The organism is Sphingomonas sp. Leaf5 (assembly GCF_001421155.1).
Taxonomy (GTDB): domain Bacteria; phylum Pseudomonadota; class Alphaproteobacteria; order Sphingomonadales; family Sphingomonadaceae; genus Sphingomonas.
The window spans coordinates 107,989-132,562 of sequence record NZ_LMJZ01000023.1; the positions used below are offsets into that span (position 1 = coordinate 107,989).

The window sequence follows — 24,574 nt, forward strand, 5'->3', positions numbered from 1 at the left end:
TTCCATGACCAACCAGCCCCCCCGCCGCAAACGCTCGGTCGCTGCTGGCCTGACTGCCGTCGGCGCCGTCGCGATGCTGTCCGGTTGCGACGACAATAACGAACAGGCCCGCTTCGGCCCCCCGACCGAGGTCGCCGCGTTCCAGAGCGTCCAGCAATGCGTCGACAGCGGCCAATATGACCGCGACACCTGCACCGCCGCCCAGCAAAAGGCGGTGAACGAGGATGCGAAGGCCGCGCCCCGATTCGACAGCCAGCAACTGTGCGAGGAACAGTTCGGCGCCGCCCAGTGCCAGCGCCGCAGCGAAGGGGGACAGAGCTTCTTCACCCCGCTGCTGACCGGCTTCCTGATCGGGCAGCTGCTCAACAACAATTCGTCGCGCTACAATTATGGCGGCCTCTACCGTGACCGCCGCGACCGGGACGGCGGCTGGTATACCGGGTCGGGCGCGTATCTCGGCAATGGCAACGGCTATCGCTACTCGGTCGGCCGCGACGCGATCACCACCCCGGTGACGACGCAGCGCATCCAGACGCGCAGTTCGGTCGTCTCGCGCGGCGGCTTCGGCGGCCGGATCAGCGCCCGGTCGAGCGGCGGCTGGGGCGGCGGCGGGCGGTCGTTCGGGGGATAGTCGTCTAGCCCCTCCCTGGCAGGGAGGGGTTGGGGTGGGTCGGCCCGTTGGCTGGCGACACCTTCCCTCGCCGGCCAACCCACCCCCAGCCCCTCCCTGCCAGGGAGGGGAGCAGTCCTACCACAACCCCGCCACGATCGCCGCCGCCGCTGCCGACACCTCGGCCCACGTCCCATCGAACCCGGCCGCATCGCCGTAATAGGGATCGGCGACCGCCTGCCCCTTCCGCCCCGGCACGGCATCCATCAACAGCGCGATCCGCGCGGTCGCATCCTTGGGCGCACGCCGCCGCACCTCCGCCAGATTGTCGCGATCCAGCGCGAGGATATCAGTGAACCGCCGATAATCCGCCGCCTCGACCTGCCGCGCGCGATAGCCCGATATGTCGATGCCATGGGCGAGCGCCACCGCCTGCGCCCGCGGGTCGGGCGGATGGCCGACATGCCACGCGCCGGTTCCGGCGGAGTCGACGTCGATCGCCACCCCGGCCCGCGCCGCCGCGTCGCGCAACGCCGCCTCCGCTAACGGCGAGCGGCAGATATTGCCGAGACACACGAGCAGAAACGAGTGGGTCGGCATCATCATAATCTCCACTGAACCCACCCCCGATAACCCGTTCGGTTCGAGCAGCTTCGAGCTTGTCGAGAAGCGTCTGTCGAGAACTCCCCGCTTGCGGCACCGCCTTCTCGACTACGGTTCTCGACGGGCTCGAACCTCCGCTCGAAGCAAACGGAAAGGGAGTACGAAAGCCTTGGCATCGTCCACCGCCTTACGCCAATAGTATCCCAAACAGGGGGAGAGAGTCGCATGGCGACCGTAGCAGCAACCACACCGATCGCACCGCAACGGCCAGGCGAATGGATCGGCTGGGCGGCGGTGGCGATCGTCGGTGCGGTCGCGCTGGGCTGGATCGCGCTGATGCGCGGCGAACCGGTCAACGCGCTGTGGATCGTGGTCGCGGCGCTGTGCGTCTATGCCATCGCCTATCACTTCTACGGCCTGTTCATCGCCACCCGCGTGCTGCGCGTCGACCCGTCGCGCCCGACCCCGGCGGTGCGGCGGAACGACGGCCTCGACTATGTCCCGACGCACAAGGGCGTGTTGTTCGGCCACCATTTCGCCGCCATCGCCGGCGCAGGGCCGCTGGTCGGCCCGGTCCTCGCCGCGCAGATGGGCTATCTGCCCGGCACGCTGTGGCTGCTGGCGGGCGTTGTGTTCGCGGGCGCGGTGCAGGATTTCCTGATCCTCTATTTCTCGACGCGGCGCGACGCGCGCTCGCTGGGCGACATGATCCGCAGCGAAATGGGGCTGATCCCCGGCACCATCGCGCTGGTCGGCGTGCTGATGATCATGATCATCCTGCTGGCGGTACTGGCGCTGGTGGTGGTCAAGGCGCTGACCGGCAGCCCATGGGGCACCTTCACCGTCTTCGCGACCATTCCGATCGCGGTGCTGATGGGGCTGTACGGCCGCTTCCTGCGGCCCGGCAAGATCGCCGAGATGTCGGTGATCGGCTTCGTCCTGCTGATGGCGGCGATCGTCGGCGGGGAGCCGGTCGCCGATTCGCCGGTCTTCGCGCCGATGTTCACCTATTCGGGGCCGGCGCTGGCGCTGATCCTGATGGCGTACGGCTTCGTCGCCTCGGTCGCCCCCGTCTGGCTGCTGCTCGCCCCGCGCGACTATCTGTCGACCTTCCTCAAGATCGGGGTGATCGCCGGCCTCGCACTCGGCATCCTGATCGTCCGTCCCGACCTTGAGATGCCGGCGGTGACCCATTTCATCGACGGCACCGGCCCGGCTTTTTCGGGCAAGCTGTTCCCGTTCCTGTTCATCACCATTGCCTGTGGTGCCGTGTCGGGCTTCCACGCGCTGATCGCCAGCGGCACCACGCCGAAAATGATCGCCAGCGAGGCCGATCTGCGCTTCATCGGCTATGGCGCGATGCTGACCGAAAGCTTCGTCGCGATCATGGCGCTGATCGCTGCCTGCGTGCTCGACCCCGCCGTCTATTTCGCGATGAACGCCCCGCCGGCGCTGATCGGCACGACCGCCCAGAGCGCGGCGCAGGCGATCGCGCAGTGGGGCTTCGTCGTCACCCCCGACATGCTGACCCAGTTGGCGCGCGACGTCGGCGAAAGCAGCATCCTGTCGCGCGCGGGCGGCGCGCCCACGCTGGCGGTCGGCATGGCGCACATCCTCAGCCAGGTGATCGGCGGGCCGGCGATGATGGCCTTCTGGTATCACTTCGCGATTTTGTTCGAGGCGCTGTTCATCCTGACCACGGTAGATGCCGGCACCCGCGTCGCCCGCTTCATGATCCAGGACCTGCTCGGCAGCTTCATTCCGGCGATGAAGGAGACGCAGCAGCTCGGCCCCAATCTGATCGGCACCGCGCTCGCCGTCGCCGCATGGGGGTATTTCCTCTACAGCGGCGTCACCGATCCGCTGGGCGGCATCAACACGCTGTGGCCGCTGTTCGGCATTTCGAACCAGATGCTCGCCGCCATCGCGCTGATCCTGTCGACCGTCCTGCTCTTCAAGATGAAGCGCGACCGCTATGCGTGGGTGACGATGGTCCCGACCGCGTGGTTGCTGATCTGCACGCTCACCGCCGGCTGGCAGAAGCTGTTCGACGCCAATCCCAAGATCGGCTTCCTCGCCCATGCGCAGGTGTTTTCCGACGCGCTGGCCCGCGGCGAGATCCTCGCCCCCGCCGAGACGGCGGCGGAGATGCAGCGGATCATCCTCAACGACCGTATCGACGCCGCGTTGTGCGTGCTGTTCGTCGTCGTCGTGCTGTCGGTCCTCGGCTACGGCATCGGCGCGATCCGCAAGGCGAAGGCGGTGGCGACCCCCACCGCGCTGGAGGTCGGCGATGCGCTTCCTGCATAGGCTGACGGAGGGTGCGCGGCTGATGGTCGGCGTGCCCGATTACGACCGCTACGTCGCCCACCGCGCCGCGCACCATCCGCACGAACCGGTCATGACCGTGAAGGAATTTCACCGCGACCGGATCGCCCGGCGCTACGGCACCGGACCCGGCTCCCCGCCGCGCTGTTGTTGAGGGTCACCTCCCGGAAGCAACCGCACCCCAACACTCCCGAAGACAAACCCGCGCAACCGGTGTACGGCGGCCCGCCGCTGCCCGGAGCTTCCCCATGTCCCTCGGCCTAGATTTCGGCACGACCAATTCCGTCCTCGCCCGCGCGACGGCCGACGATGCGCAGCTGGTCCCGCTCGACGGTCCCGACGGGGCCGATCCGGTCTTCCGCTCGGCGCTGTGCTTCTGGCAGGACGACGTTCCCGGTGGCATCGCGGTCGAAGCCGGGCCATGGGCGATCGACGAATATCTCCATTTCCCGGAGGGTTGCCGATTCCTGCAATCGTTCAAATCGGTCGCGGCCAGCCCCAGCTTCGACACCGCGCCGATCTTCACCAAACGCTACCGGTTCGAGGATCTCGGCCGCGCCTTTCTCGACCGGCTGGCGGCCCGCGCGCAGGGTGCCCTTACCAACGCGAAGCGGATCGTCGTCGGCCGCCCGATCACCTATGCCGGCCACCGCCCCGACGAAGCACTCGCCCGTCAGCGCTACGATGCGATGTTCGCCGCGCTGGGTGCCGAAATCCTCTATGTCTACGAACCGCTCGGGGCCGCGTTCAGCCATGCCGCGACGCTCAGCGAAGCCGCCACCATCCTCGTCGCCGATTTCGGCGGCGGTACCAGCGACTTTTCGGTGGTCCGCCTCGAAGCGCCCGGTGCCGACCGTCGCGCCCAACCGCTCGGCCATGCCGGGATCGGCATCGCCGGCGACCAGTTCGACCGCCGCATCCTCGACAAACTGGTCCTGCCGCTGCTCGGCAAGGGCGGCACCTATCGCTCGTTCGACAAGGTGCTGGAAATCCCGGCGGGCCATTTCACCGACTTCACCGACTGGTCGCGCCTCGCGCTGATGCGCAACCGCAAGACCATGGCCGAACTCGACAAACTGCGCCGTGCCGCGACCGATCCCGACGCGATCGAACGGATGATCGCGGTGATCGAGGGCGAACAGGGCTATCCCCTCTACGACGCGGTCGGACAGGTGAAGCGCGCCCTGTCGAAGGGTAACGCCGCCACCTTCAGCTTCGAAGGGGGCGGCATCGCGATCGAGGCGGAGGTGACCCGTGACCAGTTCGAGCACTGGATCGCCGACGACCTCGCCCGCATCATGGCGACCGTCGACCGCGCGCTCGACGCCGCCGGGCTGGCGGCCAGCGCGATCGACCGCGTGTTCCTGACCGGCGGCACCTCGCTCACCCCCGCCATCCGCCGCGCCTTCGCCGACCGGTTCGGGCAGGACCGGCTGGCCTCGGGCAACGAACTGACCTCGGTCGCCCACGGCCTCGCGCTGATCGGCCAGCAGGACGACGCCGCCGCATGGACGGCGTAGGCCTTTCCTACAGCGGCGCAGCCTGCCAGACCCGAACCGCTCTTTGACAGGTCCGCCCCACGCCCAACCCACAACGTCACCCCGGACCTGATCCGGGGTCCCGCTTCTTCCTCGCGGCCGGGTGGAAAGCGTCGCTCCATGGCAAGTTGAGACCTCCGCGCACACCGTGCGCTGCGCCACCAATCCACCGTACCCCCGCGCAGGCGGGGGTCCAGAGCCAAGTAAAACAGCGACTTGCGCATGTGTCCCTGGACCCCCGCCTGCGCGGGGGTACCGTCAATCTGTGGCTGAGCACGCGACGTTCGCAAAAATCGTCAACCACACCCACCACAACCACGCCGCAAGTGTGACTTTCGTGACCTTTGGCCGAAAACCTACCGCCCGGCCCGCACCATCAGCGCCCGCGTGACCCCATTGGTCCACCCGAACCCGTCCTGCAGCGGATATTCGCCACCCCCGCCCGGCCGGACCTCCTCGACGTCATATTTCTCGACCAGCTTGCCCGACGCCGCATATTCCCGCGCGACGCTCGCCAGAAACCGCTGCGAAATCGTGTCCGCCAACCGCTTGTGCCCGGTCCGGTCCAGTCCGCTGACCGCGATCCATTGCAGCGGGGCCCAGCCATTGGGCTTGTCCCATTGCTGTCCGGTATCGACCAGCGTCGATCGCAGCCCGCCCGGTGCCAGCAACTGCCGCTCGATCGTGTGCGCCACCCGCGCCGCCCGCGCGCCGGTCGTCAGCCCGACGAACAGCGGATAGGCGGTTGCCGCCGTCACCCCGCCACGAAGCTGCCGACGCTTGACGTCGTAATCGCCATAGCGCCCATCGGCCTCGCTCCACAGCCAGCGTTCGATCGCCGCCCCACGCTTCGCCGCCCGGTCGGCAAAGTCCCGCGCCGTCGCCGCGTCGCCGGTCTTCGCCGCACCATCGGCGATTGCCCGCTCCATGCCCCACAACAGGCTGTTGAGGTCGGCCGGCAGGATGTTGGTCGTGTCGATCGTCGTCAACGTGGTGCCATCGGCCAGCCAGCGTGACGAAAAGTCCCAGCCGCTCTCCGCCCCGGCGCGCAGCTCACGATACACCTCCGCCACCGGCCGGCCGCTGGCCTTTGCCGTCTCAACATCCTCGCGCCACGATTCGTCGCGTGGCGTGGTCCGCGCATCCCAATAATGTTGCAGCACCGCTCCGTCGGGCAGCGTCGCCGACCGCCCGGGCGCGGTGAAGAACGCATGTTCGCGCTTCAGCGCCGCCACCCGCCGCGCCAGCACCGCCGGGTCGGTTTCCTTCGACAGGCCCATCATCAGGTACAGGAACGGCGGCTGCGACCGGCTGAGATAATAGCTGCGCGTGCCGTTGGGCACATGGCCGTATCGCTCGACCAGATCGGTGAACGCCGCGACCATCGATTCGATCAGGTCCTGGCGGTTGTCGGCAGCCAGACCCAGCATCGTGAAATAGCTGTCCCAGTAATACATCTCCCGGAACCGCCCACCCGGCACCACGAACCGGTCGGATACCGCCAGTGCGCTCGACCCCGGCGGCGGTGCCACCGGTTCGCGGGTTAGATGCGGCCACAGATCGGCGATATGCCGCTCGATCGGCAGGCGCGGGCCGTGATCGGACTCGGGCACCGGCAGCAGCCCCGGCACGTCAAAATTGGCCAGCACGAACGCCTTGAGCGCCGCATCGTCCCGGAAATCGCCGCGCCGGAAATCGGCAAGGATCGCGGCATCGGCGCGCTTGGGCACCGCATCGACGAAGGTCTTGCCGTCGGGAAAGATGCGCCGCATCTGCACCGCTTCGAACAACGGCCCGAACCGGTCGGCCGGGGTCGCCACCCCCGCCGCCGGGGCCGTGACGGCGACCGGCGGTGCCTGACCGGACGCAGCGCATCCGGCCAGCAGCAACGGCAGCAACAGGCGATACCGGTGCCGCATCTCACGCCACCGTCTGTTCGATCACGCCGAAGATCGGGTGATGCCGATCATCCTCGGCCCAGATGCGGACGGTGTCGCCGGCCTTCAGGAACGGCGTCTCCGCCTTGCCGCCATGGATCGTTTCGACCGTGCGGATCTCGGCCAGACACGAATATCCGACCCCGCCCCCGGCCACCGGCTTGCCCGGTCCGCCATCGGCATCGCGGTTCGACACCGTGCCCGACCCGATGATCGTGCCGGCACCCAGCGCGCGTGTTTTCGCGGCATGGGCGATCAGTGTGCCGAAATCGAAAGTCATGTCCTCGCCCGCGTCCGCCCGCCCGAATGGCTGCCCGTTCAGGTCGACGTTCAGCTTGCGGTGCAGCTTGCCGTCCTGCCACCAATCGCCCAGCGCATCGGGGGTGACGAACACCGGCGAAAATGCCGATGCCGGCTTCGACTGGAAGAATCCGAACCCCTTGGCCAGTTCGCCCGGGATCAGCCCGCGCAGCGACACGTCGTTGGTCAGCCCGACCAGCCGCACCGCCGCCAGCGCCGCCTCGCGCGAAGCGCCCATGGCGACGTCGCCGGTGACCACCACCACCTCGCCCTCGAAATCCAGACCCCAGCCATCGTCGCCCGCCGGGATCGGGTCGCGGGGGCCGAGAAAGCCGTCCGACCCGCCCTGATACATCAGCGGATCGTGCCAGAAGCTGTCGGGCATCTCCGCCCCGCGCGCCTGCCGCACCAGCGCGACATGGTTCACATAGGCCGATCCGTCCGCCCATTGATACGCGCGCGGCAGCGGCGACGCGGCCTCGCGTTCGTGGAACCGGTCCTTGGGGATCACGTCATGGTCGAGATCGGTGGCAAGGTTGCGCAGGTCGCCCTCGACCCGGTCCCAATCGTCCAGTGCCGCCTGCAACGTCGGCACGATCGCGCTCGCATCGGCATACCAGGCAAGGTCGCTCGACACGACGACCAGCCGACCGTCCCGGCCGTGCTTGAGGCTGGCGAGTTTCATGGATGCGCTCTCCTGATCGTTGTTCTTGTGTCCCGGTTCTGCGCGCCCGCACCAGCGATGTCGAGGGCCGGGCCGCACCGTTTCTTAACCCGTTGGGCATATCAAAAGCCGGTCGCCCATTCGCAGGACCGCCGTCATGCTCCGCGCCGAAGATTTGATCCGCGAACATCTGCAACTGGCGTCGGTGGCCGCCGATCTCCTCCGCCATGCCGAGGCGCGACCGATCGATCAGGCATCGATCGCGACGACACGCTGGTCGCTCAGCCGGCAGCTGTTCGCCCATCTCGCGACCGAGGACCGCGTCCTCTACCCCATGCTCCGGCGCAGCGCGGACCGGAAAACGGCGGAACTGGCCGACCGGTTCGCCACCGAACTCGGCGGGCTGGCCGATACGTTCAAGGGCTATATGCTCGACTGGACCGCCGAACGCATCCAGCGCGACCCCGACGGCTTCGAACGCGACACCCGCATGCTGTATGCCCGGCTGGGCGAACGCATCCGGCGCGAGGAAGCCGAACTCTATCGTCACATTCCTGACACGCGATCCGTCGCCAAGGTGGACGTGGCCGCGCGAGGGGCCTAGTGCAGCGCCGATACCGACAGGCATGAGGGTTTCAGGACGTGGCGAACGTAGCGGTGATCGGCGCCCAATGGGGTGACGAGGGCAAGGGAAAGATCGTCGACTGGCTGGCGGAGCGCGCCGACATGGTCGTGCGGTTTCAGGGCGGCCATAACGCCGGCCACACGCTGGTCGTCGGCGGCACCGTCTACAAACTGTCGCTGCTCCCCTCTGGCATCGTCCGCGGCACGCCGTCGATCGTCGGCAACGGTGTCGTCCTCGATCCATGGGCGCTGAAGGCCGAAATCGAACGGCTGCGTGAACAGGGCGTCTCGGTCACCCCCGACACGTTGATGATCGCCGAGACGTGTACCCTGATCCTGCCCTTCCACCGCGACCTCGACGGCCTGCGCGAGGATGCGAGCGGGGCCGGCAAGATCGGCACCACCCGTCGCGGCATCGGCCCGGCCTATGAGGACAAGGTCGGTCGCCGTGCGATCCGCGTCTGCGACCTTGCCCATCTCGACGATCTCGAAGCGCAGCTCGACCGCCTGACCGCGCATCACGACGCGTTGCGCGCCGGCTTCGGCGAACCGCCGGTCGACCGGGCACGGCTGATCGCCGAACTGCGCGAGATCGCCGATTTCGTCCTGCCCTATGCCCAGCCGGTGTGGCGCGTGCTGGCGCAGGCGAAGGCGACCGGCAAGCGCATCCTGTTCGAAGGGGCGCAGGGCGTGCTGCTCGATATCGACCACGGCACCTATCCCTTCGTCACCTCGTCCAACACCATCGCCGGCACCGCCGCCGGCGGTTCGGGCATGGGTCCGGGCGCGGTCGGCTTCGTGCTGGGCATCGCCAAGGCCTATACGACCCGCGTCGGCTCCGGCCCGTTCCCGACCGAACTGGAGAACGAAACCGGCGAGCGGCTCGGCGTACGCGGCCATGAATTCGGCACGGTGACCGGCCGCAAGCGTCGCTGCGGCTGGTTCGACAGCGTGCTGGTACGACAGGCGGCGGCGGTCGGCGGCATCACCGGCATCGCCCTGACCAAGATCGACGTGCTCGACGGGTTCGAGGAAGTGGCGATCTGCACCGGCTATCGGCTGGGCGATCAGGTGCTCGACTATTTCCCGCCGCACGCCGCCGATCAGGCGAAGGTGGAGCCGGTCTACGAAACCATGCCCGGCTGGTCGGAATCGACCGCCGGCGCGCGCAGCTGGGCCGAACTGCCGGCACAGGCGATCAAATATATCCGCCGGATCGAGGAGTTGATCCAGTGCCCGGTGACGCTGGTATCGACCAGCCCGGAACGCGACGACACGATCCTCGTGCGCGATCCGTTCGCCGACTGACGCCTTCGCCGTTACCCACCCACGCCCGCTCGGTTCGAGCAGCTTCGAGCGAAGTCGAGAAGCGTCCGTCGAGAACGCCTTGTGTGGCGTAACCCCTTCCCGACTTCGGTTCTCGACCGGCTCGAAGCCAACGGGGCAGGCTGGCGGGGCATGAGACAGCAAAAGGCCCGCCCGGATCACCCCGGACGGGCCTTTTCGCCAAATCAGCCGATCAGCGCGGCTTGCGTACCTTGCCCGGCGGCTTGGTCGTCGTTGCATCACCCGTGCTCGGCGACATGGTGTCGTCGGTCGTGGCGGTGGTGCCCGTCGTCGTGCCATCGGTCGTCGTTTCACCCGGCCCAGTCGGATCGGTAGGTACCGGGTTGGTCGGACCGGTCGTCTGCGGCATCGGCTGGGTCGGGCGCGCCGGGTCGACCGTGCCGGGTACGCTGTTCGGCGACGTCGGTTGGGTCTGGGTCGTCGGCACCTGCGCGACGGCGGCGGTGGCCCCGCCCAGGATCAGCAGGCTCGCGAAAATGGTCTTGCGCATCGAGTGTCTCCTTGCATCAAGCAGGGGACTCAAGTCGCGAACGGCCCGAAGGGTCCATCCGCTTCACTCAACCCATCGTAAAATATGGTCATTCCTGCGCCGGACCGTGGCTCAGCGGCGATCGGCCATCAGCCGACCTGCCCGCGGTGCCGCAGTTTCTGATCGGCCAGCACCAGCGCGACCATCGCCTCGACCACCGGTACGCCGCGAATGCCGACACAGGGATCATGCCGTCCCTTGGTCGCGATCGTTGCCGCCTGCCCATCGGGGCCGATCGTCTCGACGGGCGTCAGGATCGAACTGGTCGGCTTGAACGCGACCCGCAACGTCACCGGCTGTCCGGTCGAAATGCCGCCAGCGATGCCGCCGGCATGGTTGGCAAGGAACGCCGGCCCGCCCTCGCCCGGCCGCATCGGATCGGCATTGGCCTCGCCCGACAGCGCGGCCGCCGAGAAGCCGTCGCCAATCTCCACGCCCTTGACCGCATTGATCGACATGGCCGCGCTCGCCAGTTCGGCATCCAGCTTGGCATAGAGCGGCGCGCCCCAGCCTGCCGACACGCCCTCGGCACGACAGGCGACGACCGCACCCAGCGACGACCCGGCCTTGCGCGCGCCGTCGACCAGCGCCTCCCAGCGCAACGCCGCCGCCGCATCGGGACAGAAAAACGGGTTGCGGCCGATCTCGGCCACATCGAACGCCGCCGGGTCGATCGCATCGCCGCCGATCGATTCGACCCATGCGGTGATCGTCACTTCGGGGATGACCAGCCGCGCCACCGCACCCGCCGCGACCCGCGCCGCCGTCTCGCGCGCCGACGACCGCCCGCCGCCGCGATAGTCGCGAAAGCCGTATTTGGCGTCATAGGCATAATCGGCATGACCGGGGCGATACGCCTTGGCGACGTCCGAATAATCCTTCGATCGCTGGTCGACATTCTCGATCATCAGGCTGATCGGCGTCCCCGTCGTCCGCCCCTCGAACACCCCCGACAGGATTCGCACCGCATCCGGCTCGCGCCGCTGGGTGGTGAAGCGGCTGGTGCCCGGCCGCCGCGCGTCGAGGAACGGCTGGATATCCGCCTCGCTCAGGCGCAGTCCCGGCGGACATCCGTCGACGACCGCACCCAGCGCCGGGCCATGGCTTTCGCCCCATGTCGTGAAGCGGAACAGATGACCGAAGCTGTTGTGGCTCATGCGTCTTCCCCCAACGCCGCAAAGGCACGGGCATGGGTCGCCGCGCCGGGTGTGTGGACGCACGGTCCGTCGTTCAGGCGGATGCCCAGAAAATTCTCACCGGCATAAGGGCTGTCGAACCCGCGCGCCGTTGCCGCATCGAACCCGAAGCGGCCATAATAATCCGGATCGCCGAGCACGAATGCCAGCTCGACCCCGGCGCTGCGCAGATGGGCAATGGCGGCGGCGACCAGTGCCTCGCCGACCCCCTGCCCCCGCGCCGCACGCACCACGGCCAGCGGTGCGATCGCCACCGCAGCGACCTCGCGCGTGTCGGCGGCCACCTGCATCCGGCTGGCGGCGATCATGCCGACCACCGCGTCGTCATCCTCGGCGACCAGCACCAGCACCAGATCGCCGTCGATCGCCAGTTGCTGGACCAGCCGCGCCTCTTCGTCGCGCGGGAAACAGGTGCGCAGCAGCGCATCGACCACCGGTGCGTCGGCCCCGGTCGCCGCGCGGATCACCGCCGGATGCTTCATCCGCCGTATTTTCCGGTCGGACATGCCGCCTTCGCCAGCTCCTCGCCGATCGTTTCCGGCGCGATCGGCCGATGGCGGTAGCGATTTGCAGCTTCGTTGGTGCTGTCGACGACATTGCCTTGCGGATCGTAATCGATATTCGCGAGCACCTGATAAGTGGCCGCAGCGCAGTCGATGGCGAAACGCCGTTTCGACGATCGGACCCGTACCGTTCGATCGGCGCTATAGTCCGCCGTCGCCCAGAAAACGGGATTCATTTCCCCTTCGTTAGCGAGATCATTGGCCCTGACGGACCAGATAGCGCCGGTATCTGCCGTCGCCACCTTGCGCCACGGATTGTCGTCCTGCGCCACCATGAGCATCGTTAACACCGTCAATGCGGTCGTCACCATCGAACAGCCCCCCGTTGACCTACCTTACCTCACGCCAGCGCGATGTCGGGGGCGTCCTCGGCCTTCATGCCGATGACGTTATACCCGGCGTCGACGTGATGGATCTCACCGGTGACGCCGCTCGCCAGATCGCTCAACAGATACAGCCCCGCCCCGCCGACGTCGTCGATCGTGACGTTGCGGCGCAGCGGCGAGTTCAGCTCGTTCCACTTCAGGATATAGCGGAAATCGCCGATGCCGCTCGCGGCCAGCGTCTTGATCGGCCCGGCGGAAATGGCGTTCACCCGGATATTCTCCGGCCCCATGTCCATCGCCAGATATTTGACCGACATGTCCAGCGCCGCCTTGGCCACGCCCATGACGTTGTAATGCGGCACGACCTTTTCCGACCCGTAATAGGTCAGCGTCAGCAGCGATCCGCCATTGGGCATCAGCGCCCGCGCGCGCTTGGCGACGGCGGTGAACGAATAGACGCTGATGTTCATCGTCATCAGGAAATTGTCGAGGCTGGTGTCGTAATAATGACCGCGCAGCTCGTTCTTGTCCGAAAAGCCGATGGCGTGAACGACGAAGTCGATCGTCGGCCAGCGCGCGGCGATCGTGTCGAACGCCGCGTCGAGCGCGCCCATATCAGCTACGTCGCATTCGATCAGGAAGTCGGAACCCAGTTCGCCCGCCAGCGGACGGACGCGTCGTTCCAGCGCCTCGCCCTGGTAGGTGAAGGCCAGTTCCGCGCCCTGCGCGGCAAGCTGCTTGGCGATGCCCCAGGCCAGCGACCGATCATTGGCGAGTCCCATGATGACCCCGCGCTTGCCCTGCATCAAACCGTTCACGCGACTTTCCCTTTTTCGTCTGTAGCCGCATCCTCTAGCGCAGGGTCGGGCGTTTCCGCCAGCGCCGCGTTCAATTCGCCGCCGATCACCACGCCAAGTCCGACGATGTAGAAGAAAAACAGCGCGATCATGACCCCGGCAAGGCTGCCATAGGTGCGGTCATATCCGCCCAGCGCGTCGATCGCCAGCGGCAGCAGCTGCGTCGTGCCGATCCACACCGTCGCCGTCGCCACCGCCCCCGGCCATTTCGGGCAATTCGACGTCCGGTATTTCTTGGGGCTGAGCGAATAGAACAATGTGTAGAGTGCCACGAACAGCGCCAGTGCCGGAAACAGCTTCGCGATCGACAGATAGGCCGCATAGGGCTGCAGGAACGGCAGCACGCGGTAGATCAACTGCTCGACGCCGACCAGCACGACCTGAAGGCTGAACGCGATCATCAGCATCAGCACCGACCCGACGATCAGCCCGATCGATCCCAGCCGATATTCCCAGAAGGGCCGCGAAAACGGGATGCCATAGGCCTGCCGCAGGATCGACCGCACCGTTTCGATGAAGCCCGTCGTCGTCCACAGCCCGACCAGCGCGCCCAACCACAGCAGCGATCCCGACCGTGCCTGCAACACGTCGAGAATCGGCTGTTCCAGCACCACCGCCACGTCGCGTGGCACGGTTTCGAGGAACGCGGTGACCGCATGGATGCTGTCGCCGCTGCGCCCGACCGCGCGCGCGATCGCCGCGGCGACGATGAAGAACGGGAACAGCGTCAGCAGCGAGAGATAGGCGAGATTGCCGGCATGGGTGAAGCCGTCGTTGAACGTCCCGATCGCGACACGCTTCACCACCTCGATCGCCCGTGCCGAGGGGCGCAGACGCGACAGGGCGGGTCGGCCCCGATGGCGGCGTACCTCGGGACTTTCCGGGGACGGCTGATTCATGCAATGCGCTCCGGCCGGATCAGGACCGCATCAAACGCCGAAGCGTGCGCGCGGGTCCGTCGTCCGCCCGTCCCAATCCTCGACGAACGCCGTCAGCGCGGCGTCGTCGGCGGGCAGATCGACCATCAGCGTCACCAGCTGATCGCCCCTCGTCCCGTCCTTGCGGTGGAAACCGCGCCCTTTCAGCCGCAGCGTCTTGCCCGAGGTCGCGCCCTTGGGCACGCTCAGCATCACCGCGCCCTCGACGGTCGGCACGCGCACCTTTGCCCCCAGCACCGCCTCGGCCAGATTGACCGGCAGGTCGATGCGGATATCGTCGCCGTCGCGGGTATAGAAACGATGCGGTTCGACCTCGATCGTGACGATCGCGTCGCCCGGCCCGCCCGGCCCCGGATCGCCCTTGCCGCTCAACCGCATCTGCGTGCCGCCATCGACCCCGGCGGGCAGTTTCAGGTCGATCGTCTTGCCATCGGCCAGCGTGATACGCTGCGGGCTGAGTGTCGCCGCATCCTCGAACGGCACCTTCAGCTTGTAGGCGACGTTGCCGCCCTTGGGCTGGGGACGCCGGCCGAAGCCGCTCGCAAAGCCGCCATTGTTGCTGCGCCCGCCGAACAGCCCCTCGAAAATATCCGAAAAGTCGCCGCCCTGCGCATCATTGCCCATGTCGAAACCGCCGCGACCGCCCGGCCCGGCCCGGAAACCGCCCGGAAAGCCACCAGCCCCGCCGCCGCCCGCCCCATGGCCGAACGGCGACGCCGGATTGCCGTCGCCATCGATCTCCCCCCGGTCGAAGCGCGCGCGCTTGTCCTTGTCGTTCAGCAGGTCATAGGCCTGCGTGACCTTCGAGAACCGATCGGACGCGGCCTTATTGTCCTTGTTCCGGTCGGGGTGCAGCTCCTTGGCGAGCTTGCGATACGCTTTCTTGATATCCGTCTCGGTCGCATCGCGCGCTACACCAAGCGTTGCATAGGGATCAGCCATGGTCCGGTAGCTAGGGCGCTACGCGGCGCTCGGCAATGGTCCAAACCCGCGAAACGGAAGCAAAACGACCCCCGGTTCAACGTCGGTTCACGCACGCGGCGGCACCGGGAGCCCCTGGCTGCGTTGGCAGCGCGATCTTCCCCAGGAGAACCGGCCCATGATCCATGCCCCGATGTCCCGTCGCCGCATCCTCGGCGCGACCGCGCTGATGCTGCCGGTCGCCATTCTCGGCGGCTGCGCCACCCCGCTGGGCAGCTATGGCGTCGAGGAGGGCGTGCGGCGGTTGCTGACGCTGTCGAGCCAGCGCGCGTTCGAACGGCTGATCCGCCCCGGCGGCTTTTACGACGATCAGCTGACGCGGCTGACGCTGCCGGAAACCGCCGGGCAGAACAACGTGCTGGCGGCGGTGCTGCGGACCAATGCGGTGCGCTCGCGGGTCGCACTGGCGCTGAACGATATCGCGGTCGATGCCGCCGATCGCGCGACGCCGGTCGTGCTGGACTCGATCCGCGGCCTGACGCTGGCCGATGCGGTGGCGGTGCTGCGCGGTGGGCCGACCGCCGCCACCGACCTGCTGGCACGATCGGCGCGGGGCGCGGTGATCGACGCGATGTTCCCCGAATTTTCGCACGGCCTTCGCTCCGATACCGCCGAGATCCTGTCGGCGATCGTCGCGGCGCAGACCGGCATCGATTACGGCGCGTTGGCGCGCAGCGCCGCCGATCAGGCCGGCAACGCCATCTTCCGCGCGATCGGCCGCGAAGAGGCGGCGATCCGTTCCGATCCGCGCCGGACTGGCGATCCGGTACTGACCGCGCTGTTGCTAGGCACGCGCTGACGCTTGGCAAGGGCCGCGGGCGGGCGGATAAGCGCGCGATGACCACGCCCGCCCCCGCCCCGCCCGCCACCGAATTCGATGTCGTGATCGTCGGGGCCGGGCTGTCGGGCATCGATGCCGCCTATCACCTGCAAACGCGCTGCCCCGACCTGCGCTACGCCATTTTCGAGGCGCGGGGGGCGATCGGCGGGACATGGGACCTGTTCCGCTATCCGGGCGTCCGGTCGGATTCGGACATGCACACGCTGGGCTTTCCGTTCCGGCCGTGGCGCGACCGCAAGACGATCGCCGCCGGCAACGATATCCGCGAGTATATCGAGGATACGGCGAAACTGTTCGGCATCGACCGGCATATCCGGTTCGACCACCGCATCGTCGCGGCGGAGTGGTCGTCGGCGGATGCGCGCTGGACGCTGCGCTGCCGGGCCGAGGGCGGCGACCATCTCGTCCACTGCCGGTTCCTGTTCATGGGGTCGGGCTATTACGACTATGCCAGCGGCCATGCCCCGCAGTTCGACGGGCAGGAAAACTTTGCCGGGCGGATCGTCCACCCGCAGCAATGGCCCGCCGATCTGGCGGTATCGGGCAAGCGGATCGCGGTGATCGGCAGCGGTGCCACGGCGGTGACGCTGGTGCCCGCGCTCGCCGAACGGGGGGCACAGGTGACGATGGTCCAGCGATCGCCAAGCTATATCGTCGCGCATCCGTCGCTGGATGCGCTCGCCGACCGGCTGTATCGTTGGCTGCCGGTCGCGGCGGCGGGGCGGCTGGCACGGTGGAAGAATGTCGCGATGGGGCTGGCCGCGTTCCAGTTTTCGCGCGCCTGGCCCAAGCGGATGCGGGCGTTCATCCTGAAGGGCACGCACGCCGCGCTGCCGCAGATGGCGGACGTCGACCGGCATTTCACCCCGAGCTACGACCCGTGGGACCAGCGGCTGTGCCTCGTGCCCGATGCCGATCTGTTCCGGGTGCTGAACGACGGGTCGGCAGCGATCGTCACCGACACCATCCGGCGTTTCACGCCCGAGGGGGTGGAACTGGAATCGGGTGCGCAGGTTGCGGCGGACGTGATCGTCACCGCGACGGGGCTGAAACTGCACCTGATGGGCGGGGTCGCCATCACGGTAGATGGCGTGCCGTTCGCGGCGCAGGACCAGATAATCTACCGCGGGATGATGGTGTCGGGCGTGCCGAATCTGGTGTTCGCGATGGGCTATACCAACGCGTCGTGGACGTTGAAGATCGATCTCGTCTCGCGGCGCATGTGCCGGGTGCTCGACCACATGCGGCGGCGGGGCTATGCCTATTGCGTGCCCGCCGCGCCCGGCGCGGCGATCGAACGGCGGCCGCTGCTCGACTTCAGTTCGGGCTATGTCCAGCGGGCAGAGGCGCAGCTGCCGGGACAGGGATCGCGCAGCCCGTGGCGGTTGCGGCAGAATTATTTCCTCGATTACGCGGCGTTCCGGTTCGGACGGCTGGAGGATGGCGTGTTGCAGTTCCGGAAAGCGACGAATCACGACCGGGACCGGAAGGCGGCGGAGTAGAATCCGTCCGGAAACCCGCGAACAAGCGCGTTTCCGAACAGCGTCTCAGGACCGATCGACCTTCACCGAAACCCACGGAATTTCGTCACTCCTGCGCAGGCGGGAATCCATCGACGCCGACGGTTCGGCTGGATCCGCGACGCTGGCGTATAGGGACTGCCGCCTGCGCAGGAGCGACGGAAGGGGAAAGAACGCCATTCCTGCGCCCAGCGAACTGAATGTCGATTGGCCCTAAAGAACGGCCGCCTGTTCGAGCGCGGTCACGTCGCGGTCGTCGGCCAGCTCGATCCGGTCACGACCCGCGCGTTTCGCGCGGTACATGGCAAGGTCGGCGCGGTGCAGCACGGCGGCGGGCAGTTCGTCGCCGGTCGCCGCCGCGACCCCGCCGCTGATCGTCACGCGGATCTCCACGCCGTCCACCTCGATCACCGCGCGCGCCACCGCCTGTCGCAGCCGTTCGGTGATCGTCGCCGCATCGCCAAGGCCGCTGTCGGCGAACAGGATCGCCAGTTCCTCGCCGCCATAGCGCGCGACGCAGTCGACCGCGCGGACCCCGCCGGCGACCCGCGCCGCAACCGCCTGTACCACGATGTCGCCGGTATGATGGCCATAGCCGTCGTTGACGCGTTTGAAATGATCGATGTCGAGCATCGCCACGGCATAGCCGCCGCCGCTGCGCATCGCCGTCTCGCGCGCCGCCTCCAGCCGGGCGAGCAGCGTGCGGCGGTTGGCAAGTCCGGTCAGCGGATCGGTGCTGGCCAGCTGCGACAGGGTGACGTTGGCCGATCGCAGTTCGCCGGTACGCTGTTCGACCATCCGTTCGAGCGCGCGGGTCCGCTGGCGCAGGACCATCGTGCGGACATGGACGATGCCGAACACCCCGGCCAGCCCGACGATCGCCATCGCCAGCCGCACGAACCATAATTCATGCCACGCGCGCGCGACGATCAGGTCGACCGACGTCGTGACCGTGCGCGGATGGACGCCGGGAATCTGTGCCTGCAACTGCAACACGTAATCGCCGCCGGGCAGGTTGGTGTAGATCGCGGTCGCCGGGACCGAGTCGGGCAGGTCGACCCAGTCGGTATCGAATCCATGCAACCGGTACCGGTAATGTACCTCCTGCGGCGCGGCATAATCGGTCAGGGCAAAGGCGACGCGCAGCGCATGGCCATCGCTGCGGATCGCCTGCTGCCCGGGAAACGGGTTGAACGGCAGCGTGTGGCCGTCCTGTTCGATATCGGTCGGGGCCAGCGTCGGCGATCGGCCGGACTGCGCGGCCAGCATCCGGTCGGGCCGCAGCACCAGCAAGCCGCCGGTCCCGCCGAACAGCAGGTCGCCATCGCGCGTCATCGCCGCGACGCGCTGGTTATACGCGTCGGAGGGGAGACCATCGCGCCGGCTGACCACGCGCACCCGTCGCCCCTGTGGATCGAGCACCGAAATGCCGGTGGCCCCCGTCGTCCACACCCGGCCGCGCCGGTCGGGCAGGACCGCCGCGACATTGTCGTTGGCCAGTCCCTGCGCCTCGGTGATCGCCCGGAAGCGCAGGCCGCCCGGCGTCGCCGTGCCGCGCGCGACCCCGCCATAGGTGCCGACCCATAACGCGCCGCCCGACGGCACGATCGACCCGGTATAGTTTTGCGGCAGGCTGGCCGGATCGGCCGGATCGTTGCGATAGACGACGAAGCGCCCGGTCGCCGGATCGAACCGGTTGAGCCCGCCGGGCGTCGCGATCCATGGCCGGCCGTCGCCCGGATCGACGATGTTGATGACTTCGTTGTTGGCGATCGTGGTCGGATCGCCATCGGCGTGACGATATTGGCGCAGTTGCCGGGTACGCGCCTGCCAGACGAACAGCCCCTTATAGGTGCCGATCAGCAGCAGATCGCCCGACCGCGCCAGCGAGATCACCGGCAGGTCGTCGGGCAGCGGCACCGCGACCGGTCGGGGCGTCAGCGTCGCCGGATCGATGGCGACGATGCCGCGCGCCCCGACCAGCACCGTCCCGTCGGGCAGTTCGAGAAACGCCTTCACATCCTGTCCCGACTGTTCGCCGGACAGGCGCAGATGGCGGACGGTCCCGTCGGCACGATCGATCCGGTCGATCATCCCGTTGTTGAGGCCGATCCAGATCCGGTCGTGGCTGTCGACCATCAGCCCGCGCACGTTGCGATCGGCCAGCGACCGGCGGGGATCGGGCATGGCGTTGGTCACGGTAAAGATCGAATCGAGTGTCGGGTCGGTATGCGACGCGCCGACGTCGGTCGCCGCCCATAACCGGCCGGTCCGGTCGATCGTCACGTCGCGCACCGTGTCGCCGCCCAGCGACGCGGGATTGGCGGGGATATTGCGCATCGCGCTGACGGTGAACGGGCCGCGCGTCGAAATGCGCAGCAGTCCCATGCCATCGGTCGCGGCCCACAGCGTCCCGTCCGGCTCGGTCGCAAAGGCGCGGATGGTCCGGTGGCCGATCAGCGGCGCGTCGCCCGACAGCAGGCGCGGCTGCACGAAGCGGCCATCGCTCAATTGCACGAAGATGCCGTGCGCGCCGGTACCGATCCAAAGGCGGCCGAATCGCCCGCGCTGGATCGCCCAGACATCGCCGATCTCCGGCGTGGCGACCCGGGAAAAGGCGCGGTCCTGCGGCCGGCGGACGAACAGCCCCTTGTCCCCGCCGGCAAAGATGGTGCCGTCGGCGTCGCGGAAGACGGCAAAGGCACCGCCGGCCAGATCGCTGCCGGGCTCGATCAGCGACACGACCCGGTTATGCCGCGCGTCATAGCGGAACACGCCATGGTCCGATGCGATCAGCGCCCCGTCCTGGCCATCGGACGCCAGCGCGAGGATGCGGGTGCCGATGCCGACCCCCGCCGCCCCCTGCAACGCGACGAACGCGTTCGAGACGGGATCGAAGCGGACCGCGCCGCCGACATTGGTACCGACCAGCATCCCGCCATTCGACAGCGGCAGAAGTGCCCGGATATAATTGTCGGGCAGGCTCGTCCGATCGCGCGATACCTGTCGAAAGACCTTCAGCCGTTGCCCGTCATACCGGGCAAGCCCGCCGCGCGAACCGATCCACATCAGCCCGTCGCTGCCCTGCACGATCGCGGTCGTGGTGGCGTGCGGCAGTCCGGACGTGGCATCGAGCGTCAGGAACCGCGCGGTGCGCCAGCCCTCCCACGCATCCGCCGGCGCGGCCGCCGATACCGGCCGGGCCACGCCAAACGCCACGAGAAGCAAAATAAGAAGGAAAAAATGCCGCATCAGGGTTCCTGTGCGTCTTCTTATCCGTGCTTGCTTGCGACCTGCTTAACGCGTCCATACTTAATGAAATTATACGGTAAACCATTCCGCCCGCGTTGCCCGGGCGGGGCAGCGCGGCCACCCCGAGCGCCGCATACCGGCGATCGGGGTGGCTGCCTCAGCGCGTTTGCATGCGGATACCGACGCGGAAACGGCGGCCCAGCAGGTCCGAATAGGTCGGGTTCGCCGCCAGTCCGGTCTCCGGCAGCAGCAGCGGCCAGCGATCGAACAAATTGGTCACGTTGACGAAGAACTGCGCCTCCGCCCCGTCGAAGCGAACCTTCTGGGTGAGGTTCAGGTCGGCATAGAAGGTGCCCGAGACGCGGTTGTTGTCATAGGTGAAGAAATTGGCATCGTTCGGCGGGCAGGCGGTCGAACATTCGATGCCGTTCGCGGCATAGCGTCCCGCGCTCACCCCACGACCGACCGCGGTGATCGAGAAGTCGGGCGTGTCATAGGCGGCACTGACGCGGTAAATCCATGTGGGCGTGCTCGACTGGCCGCCATTCACACCGACCGAATTCAGCACCACCGTTCCCGGCACGCCGTTGTTGAGCAGATTGTCGATATAGCGCGTGGCGATACCGCGCACGGTGAAACTGCCCGCCGCCTTGGCGAACAGCGTATCGAGGGCGAGGCGATAGGACGCATCGATATCGACCCCCTTCACCAGCTGGCTCGCGGCGTTGAACGGCTGGCTGCGGATCAGCAGATAGGGCTGCGCCGGATTCTGCGTCCGGACCGGATCGACCGAGATCGCGTCGCAGAACGACTGCTGGTCCTGCAGATAGCACAGGTCCGCGATCTGTTGCGCGCTGAACGTCGTGATCGCCTGCTTCACATCGATGCGGAAATAATCGACCGACAGGTTGAAGCCCGGCAGGAACCGCGGCGCGACGACGACGCCCGCGTTCCATGAGTCCGCCTTTTCGGGACCAAGCGCACGATTGCCGGTGACGAAACCCGAATAGCTGAACGTCGCCGGCCCATTGGCACCGTCTGCGGTGTAGATCGGGTTGCGGATCGCATCGCTGTTGGCCGACCCGCCCTGGAACAGGTCGTTGAGGTTTGGTGCGCGGATGTCGCGCGAGCGGGTGGCGCGGAACCGGATGTCCTCGATCGGCTGCCATGTCGCGCCCGCCTTCCACGTCGTGACATAGCCGGCGGTCGAATAGCGCGTCGCGCGGGCGGCACCGTTGAATTCCAGCCCCATGCCGAGCGGGACGACCGTTTCGACATAGGCTTCCTTCACGTCATATTCGCCATTGGTCGGCAGGTAGTTGCCGACCGACCAGCGGTTCGACGTGATCGGGCGGCCATTGGCGTCGGTCGAGGAAACCGGCTGGAACTCGGCCGGTACCGATCCGCGAATCTTCTCCTTGCGATATTCCGCGCCCAGCGCGACGCTGACGTCACCCGCCCACGTCGCGAACGGCGTGACCGAGACGTTGAAGGCGGCGTTATATTGCTCGATCAGCTCGTCGCGATACGGATTACCGAGGATATAGGCGAAGGCGGCGGGGTTCGCGACGCCGACGCCCAGCCGGTTCAGCGGTACGCAGGCCGGGTCGTTGTTGTTCGGGTTGGTGTCGACGTTGATGAGGCACTGGATCGACCCAGCGGCATAGCCGGCGGCATTGCCAGCGGGCGCGAAGACGGCGGCGGTCGCGTTGTTCATCGCCGCGTTGTTCATGATGTTGCGCAGCTGCGAATGCTGGTCGGTGCGGCCATATTGGCCATAGATGTTCCACGTCGCCCGCTTGCCGAACACTTCGGTCGAACCCTCCGCCCCGATCGCGTAGCGTTGCACTTCCCGCTCGTTGTCGACGGCGCGGAACGGCAGGTCGGCGGCGGTCGTCGCCAGCGTGACGCCGGTGACACCAGTCAGCGCCGCACGCCCGAGCGCATTGTAGAGGAACGCGTTGCAGGTGAGCGGCGCGGTGGCCGACGTCGCCGCCGCCGCGCAACCATTGGCGTTGAGGGCGACGCCGGTCGACAGGTTCGGCCCGGCGTTGAAGAAGATCTTCTGCTGGTTGTATGCCCCTTCCGCGAACAGCTCGACGCCGTCGGCGACTTCGTAGCTCAATCGCCCGAACACGCCGTGGCGGTCGTCGCGCGGGTCGAGGCCGATGCGGCGGCCCGAATCATTGACCTGCCACGACCCCCCTTGCGTCAACGTCGGCGGGGCACTGCCCGTCGCCGAGGGGAAGGTCAGCGCGCCATATTGATAGCGCAGGACCTGCCCGCCATCGCCGAAGTACAGGCCGCGCAGGCTGTTGGCGGTGGTGCCCGCCGACGCGGTGATGAGGCCGCCCGGCGTCGAGTTGGCAGCACCGACCTGACGGCGGATCAGGTAACGCGGCGTCGTGCTGGTGGTGGTCCAGGCGGGGTCCTGGATGCGGACATAGCCGGTCGCGTTCCAGTCGCGATCGACCTGAAAGATGCCGTCGCGGTGCGCGACCTCGCCGCTGAGCAACAAATGCCCGCGCCCCTCGCCGAACGACCAGCCGCCCGCGACGCTGATCGAATAATTGCCGCCGTCGCCCTTGTCGGTGATGCCGCTGTCGATCGCGACCTTCAGGCCGGTATAGTCCTTGTCGAGCACATAGTTGACGACGCCCGCGACCGCGTCGGAGCCATAGGCCGACGACGCGCCGCCGGTGACGACCTCGACGCTTTTCACCAGCGCCTGCGGGATGGTGTTGACGTCGACCAGTCCGGTCACGGTCGAGCCGACCGACCGACGTCCGTCGAGCAGCACCAGCGTCCGCTCCGACCCCAGGTTGCGCAGGTTCATGGTGTTGATGCCCGCCTGCCCGCTCGACAGGTTCAGCCGCGAGTTCGCCGGCGTGAAGCCGCCCGCCAGCGCCGGCAGCTGGTTCACGAAATCGGCGATGTTGTTCGACGGCGAACCGTTCTGGATGTCCTGCTGCGTCAACACGGTCAGCGGGGTCGGTGCCTGAAACCCGTCGCGGACGACGCGCGATCCGGTGACCAGAATGTCGGGACCGCCCTCCACCTGCGGTCCGGCAGGGGCCTGCTCGACCGCGACCGGATCGGCGCTTTGCGCAAAGGCCGGCGCGGCGACGCACAGCGCGACCAGGCTGGAGGCGCGGGCAAGGGCAGGCAGATACCGCCGAAAGTGCATCGAAGTCGTCATAATGGCCCCCTATGGCCCCGGTTCGGGCCGATACATTGACATTGCGCTTTCCTGCGGCATCCGCCGACCCGGTCGTTCGCGCGCCGGTCGTGTCGGATAGCGACGAAGCTGCGCGTCGGCAGGGATGCGCGTCAAGCGAGACGTGATGCTATCGCTTCAGCAGGGCATAGACGAGTGTTATGGTTTGGTGACCGACTTCCGCTTTGTCACCCTGGGAATGACCCGGGTCCCGCTTTCCTCGCGAGAAAAAGAAGCGGGACCCCGGATCGAGTCCGGGGTGACGTTGTGGTGATTGGCTTGCCCACTGCCGATATCCTTGGGGAGTATGCGAGCGGCGTGCCGCTGCCATAAACGCGCCCTATGGGCCGGGACGTGCTTGTCATACCCGGAGCGGCGGGGGCTGGCATAGGATCGACGAGCT

General features: G+C 67.5%; 20 protein-coding genes. 8 read left to right on the forward strand and 12 right to left on the reverse strand.

Going from position 1 to position 24,574, the window contains the following annotated elements:
- The first annotated feature begins 4 nt into the window (after nucleotides 1–4).
- Entirely contained in the window at nucleotides 5–631 is a 627-nt protein-coding gene (locus tag ASE50_RS15950; protein ID WP_056402776.1) for a DUF1190 domain-containing protein, read from the forward strand.
- 117 nt (nucleotides 632–748) lie between these two features.
- On the opposite strand, the gene ASE50_RS15955 is transcribed toward ASE50_RS15950, so the two are convergent.
- A complete protein-coding gene (locus ASE50_RS15955; protein ID WP_056402976.1) occupies nucleotides 749–1,210 on the reverse strand; it encodes a low molecular weight protein-tyrosine-phosphatase in 462 nt (153 codons plus the stop codon).
- 228 nt (nucleotides 1,211–1,438) lie between these two features.
- Between ASE50_RS15955 and ASE50_RS15960 the strand changes: the two genes are divergently transcribed.
- The 3 genes from ASE50_RS15960 to ASE50_RS15970 all read left to right on the forward strand — a co-directional run bounded on the left by ASE50_RS15960 (nucleotide 1,439) and on the right by ASE50_RS15970 (nucleotide 5,061).
- Entirely contained in the window at nucleotides 1,439–3,523 is a 2,085-nt protein-coding gene (locus tag ASE50_RS15960; protein ID WP_056402780.1) for a carbon starvation CstA family protein, read from the forward strand.
- Nucleotides 3,507–3,695 carry a YbdD/YjiX family protein gene (locus ASE50_RS15965; protein WP_056402783.1) on the forward strand — a complete coding sequence of 63 codons (189 nt, stop codon included), beginning with the start codon at nucleotides 3,507–3,509 and terminating at the stop codon, nucleotides 3,693–3,695. Before ASE50_RS15960 ends, ASE50_RS15965 begins: the two co-directional genes overlap by 17 nt.
- 94 nt (nucleotides 3,696–3,789) lie before the next feature.
- Nucleotides 3,790–5,061, forward strand: a complete 1,272-nt coding sequence (locus ASE50_RS15970; protein WP_056402790.1) for an Hsp70 family protein — start codon at nucleotides 3,790–3,792, stop codon at nucleotides 5,059–5,061.
- A 374-nt stretch (nucleotides 5,062–5,435) separates the two neighbouring features.
- Here ASE50_RS15970 and treF read toward each other — a convergent pair whose 3' ends face one another.
- Together treF and ASE50_RS15980 are read right to left on the reverse strand one after the other, a co-directional pair.
- A complete protein-coding gene (gene treF / locus ASE50_RS15975) occupies nucleotides 5,436–6,998 on the reverse strand; it encodes an alpha,alpha-trehalase TreF (protein ID WP_056402795.1) in 1,563 nt (520 codons plus the stop codon).
- A 1-nt stretch (nucleotide 6,999) separates the two neighbouring features.
- Entirely contained in the window at nucleotides 7,000–8,001 is a 1,002-nt protein-coding gene (locus ASE50_RS15980) for a fumarylacetoacetate hydrolase family protein (protein WP_056402801.1), read from the reverse strand.
- 136 nt (nucleotides 8,002–8,137) lie between these two features.
- Here ASE50_RS15980 and ASE50_RS15985 point away from each other — a divergent pair, with 136 nt between their 5' ends.
- Together ASE50_RS15985 and ASE50_RS15990 are read left to right on the forward strand one after the other, a co-directional pair.
- The gene (locus ASE50_RS15985; RefSeq protein ID WP_056402805.1) at nucleotides 8,138–8,584 is read left to right on the forward strand and encodes a hemerythrin domain-containing protein; all 447 of its coding nucleotides are present in this window, start codon (nucleotides 8,138–8,140) and stop codon (nucleotides 8,582–8,584) included.
- A gap of 38 nt (nucleotides 8,585–8,622) precedes the next feature.
- Nucleotides 8,623–9,912 (forward strand): adenylosuccinate synthase, encoded by a 1,290-nt coding sequence (locus ASE50_RS15990; protein ID WP_056402807.1) that lies wholly within the window; start codon nucleotides 8,623–8,625, stop codon nucleotides 9,910–9,912.
- 211 nt (nucleotides 9,913–10,123) lie between these two features.
- Here ASE50_RS15990 and ASE50_RS15995 read toward each other — a convergent pair whose 3' ends face one another.
- The 7 genes from ASE50_RS15995 to ASE50_RS16025 form a co-directional block, all read right to left on the reverse strand.
- A complete protein-coding gene (locus ASE50_RS15995; RefSeq protein WP_056402810.1) occupies nucleotides 10,124–10,441 on the reverse strand; it encodes a hypothetical protein in 318 nt (105 codons plus the stop codon).
- Nucleotides 10,442–10,569: 128 nt separating this feature from the next.
- Complete coding sequence (gene aroC, locus ASE50_RS16000) at nucleotides 10,570–11,637, reverse strand: chorismate synthase (protein WP_056402814.1); 1,068 nt, start codon at nucleotides 11,635–11,637, stop codon at nucleotides 10,570–10,572.
- Complete coding sequence (locus ASE50_RS16005; RefSeq protein WP_056402816.1) at nucleotides 11,634–12,182, reverse strand: GNAT family N-acetyltransferase; 549 nt, start codon at nucleotides 12,180–12,182, stop codon at nucleotides 11,634–11,636. The genes aroC and ASE50_RS16005 overlap by 4 nt, the downstream gene beginning before the upstream one ends.
- Nucleotides 12,155–12,550, reverse strand: a complete 396-nt coding sequence (locus tag ASE50_RS16010; protein ID WP_056402818.1) for a surface-adhesin E family protein — start codon at nucleotides 12,548–12,550, stop codon at nucleotides 12,155–12,157. Before ASE50_RS16010 ends, ASE50_RS16005 begins: the two co-directional genes overlap by 28 nt.
- Nucleotides 12,551–12,579: 29 nt before the next feature.
- The gene (gene fabI / locus ASE50_RS16015; protein WP_056402821.1) at nucleotides 12,580–13,383 is read right to left on the reverse strand and encodes an enoyl-ACP reductase FabI; all 804 of its coding nucleotides are present in this window, start codon (nucleotides 13,381–13,383) and stop codon (nucleotides 12,580–12,582) included.
- On the reverse strand, nucleotides 13,380–14,321 hold the full coding sequence (locus ASE50_RS16020; RefSeq protein WP_056402829.1) for a YihY/virulence factor BrkB family protein: 942 nt from the start codon (nucleotides 14,319–14,321) through the stop codon (nucleotides 13,380–13,382). The genes fabI and ASE50_RS16020 overlap by 4 nt, the downstream gene beginning before the upstream one ends.
- Before the next feature lie 30 nt (nucleotides 14,322–14,351).
- Nucleotides 14,352–15,302, reverse strand: a complete 951-nt coding sequence (locus tag ASE50_RS16025) for a DnaJ C-terminal domain-containing protein (protein WP_056402839.1) — start codon at nucleotides 15,300–15,302, stop codon at nucleotides 14,352–14,354.
- Between the two features lie 157 nt (nucleotides 15,303–15,459).
- On the opposite strand from ASE50_RS16025, the gene ASE50_RS16030 reads away from it, so the two are divergent.
- Nucleotides 15,460–16,140 (forward strand): DUF4197 domain-containing protein, encoded by a 681-nt coding sequence (locus ASE50_RS16030; protein WP_056402843.1) that lies wholly within the window; start codon nucleotides 15,460–15,462, stop codon nucleotides 16,138–16,140.
- A gap of 38 nt (nucleotides 16,141–16,178) precedes the next feature.
- On the forward strand, nucleotides 16,179–17,684 hold the full coding sequence (locus ASE50_RS16035) for a flavin-containing monooxygenase (protein ID WP_056402846.1): 1,506 nt from the start codon (nucleotides 16,179–16,181) through the stop codon (nucleotides 17,682–17,684).
- Nucleotides 17,685–17,915: 231 nt separating this feature from the next.
- Here ASE50_RS16035 and ASE50_RS16040 read toward each other — a convergent pair whose 3' ends face one another.
- On the reverse strand, nucleotides 17,916–20,921 hold the full coding sequence (locus ASE50_RS16040; RefSeq protein ID WP_162236199.1) for a diguanylate cyclase: 3,006 nt from the start codon (nucleotides 20,919–20,921) through the stop codon (nucleotides 17,916–17,918).
- 190 nt (nucleotides 20,922–21,111) lie between these two features.
- Nucleotides 21,112–24,153 carry a TonB-dependent receptor plug domain-containing protein gene (locus tag ASE50_RS16045; RefSeq protein WP_056402851.1) on the reverse strand — a complete coding sequence of 1,014 codons (3,042 nt, stop codon included), beginning with the start codon at nucleotides 24,151–24,153 and terminating at the stop codon, nucleotides 21,112–21,114.
- Nucleotides 24,154–24,574 lie beyond the last annotated feature (421 nt).

Bases quoted from the DNA above. Each gene is read 5' to 3' on its own strand.
- ASE50_RS15950 (WP_056402776.1), top strand. From the start codon at position 5: ATGACCAACCAGCCCCCCCGCCGCAAACGCTCGGTCGCTGCTGGCCTG.
- ASE50_RS15955 (WP_056402976.1), bottom strand. From the start codon at position 1,210: ATGCCGACCCACTCGTTTCTGCTCGTGTGTCTCGGCAATATCTGCCGC.
- ASE50_RS15960 (WP_056402780.1), top strand. From the start codon at position 1,439: ATGGCGACCGTAGCAGCAACCACACCGATCGCACCGCAACGGCCAGGC.
- ASE50_RS15965 (WP_056402783.1), top strand. From the start codon at position 3,507: ATGCGCTTCCTGCATAGGCTGACGGAGGGTGCGCGGCTGATGGTCGGC.
- ASE50_RS15970 (WP_056402790.1), top strand. From the start codon at position 3,790: ATGTCCCTCGGCCTAGATTTCGGCACGACCAATTCCGTCCTCGCCCGC.
- treF (WP_056402795.1), bottom strand. From the start codon at position 6,998: ATGCGGCACCGGTATCGCCTGTTGCTGCCGTTGCTGCTGGCCGGATGC.
- ASE50_RS15980 (WP_056402801.1), bottom strand. From the start codon at position 8,001: ATGAAACTCGCCAGCCTCAAGCACGGCCGGGACGGTCGGCTGGTCGTC.
- ASE50_RS15985 (WP_056402805.1), top strand. From the start codon at position 8,138: ATGCTCCGCGCCGAAGATTTGATCCGCGAACATCTGCAACTGGCGTCG.
- ASE50_RS15995 (WP_056402810.1), bottom strand. From the start codon at position 10,441: ATGCGCAAGACCATTTTCGCGAGCCTGCTGATCCTGGGCGGGGCCACC.
- aroC (WP_056402814.1), bottom strand. From the start codon at position 11,637: ATGAGCCACAACAGCTTCGGTCATCTGTTCCGCTTCACGACATGGGGC.
- ASE50_RS16005 (WP_056402816.1), bottom strand. From the start codon at position 12,182: ATGTCCGACCGGAAAATACGGCGGATGAAGCATCCGGCGGTGATCCGC.
- ASE50_RS16010 (WP_056402818.1), bottom strand. From the start codon at position 12,550: ATGGTGACGACCGCATTGACGGTGTTAACGATGCTCATGGTGGCGCAG.
- ASE50_RS16020 (WP_056402829.1), bottom strand. From the start codon at position 14,321: ATGAATCAGCCGTCCCCGGAAAGTCCCGAGGTACGCCGCCATCGGGGC.
- ASE50_RS16025 (WP_056402839.1), bottom strand. From the start codon at position 15,302: ATGGCTGATCCCTATGCAACGCTTGGTGTAGCGCGCGATGCGACCGAG.
- ASE50_RS16030 (WP_056402843.1), top strand. From the start codon at position 15,460: ATGATCCATGCCCCGATGTCCCGTCGCCGCATCCTCGGCGCGACCGCG.
- ASE50_RS16035 (WP_056402846.1), top strand. From the start codon at position 16,179: ATGACCACGCCCGCCCCCGCCCCGCCCGCCACCGAATTCGATGTCGTG.
- ASE50_RS16045 (WP_056402851.1), bottom strand. From the start codon at position 24,153: ATGACGACTTCGATGCACTTTCGGCGGTATCTGCCTGCCCTTGCCCGC.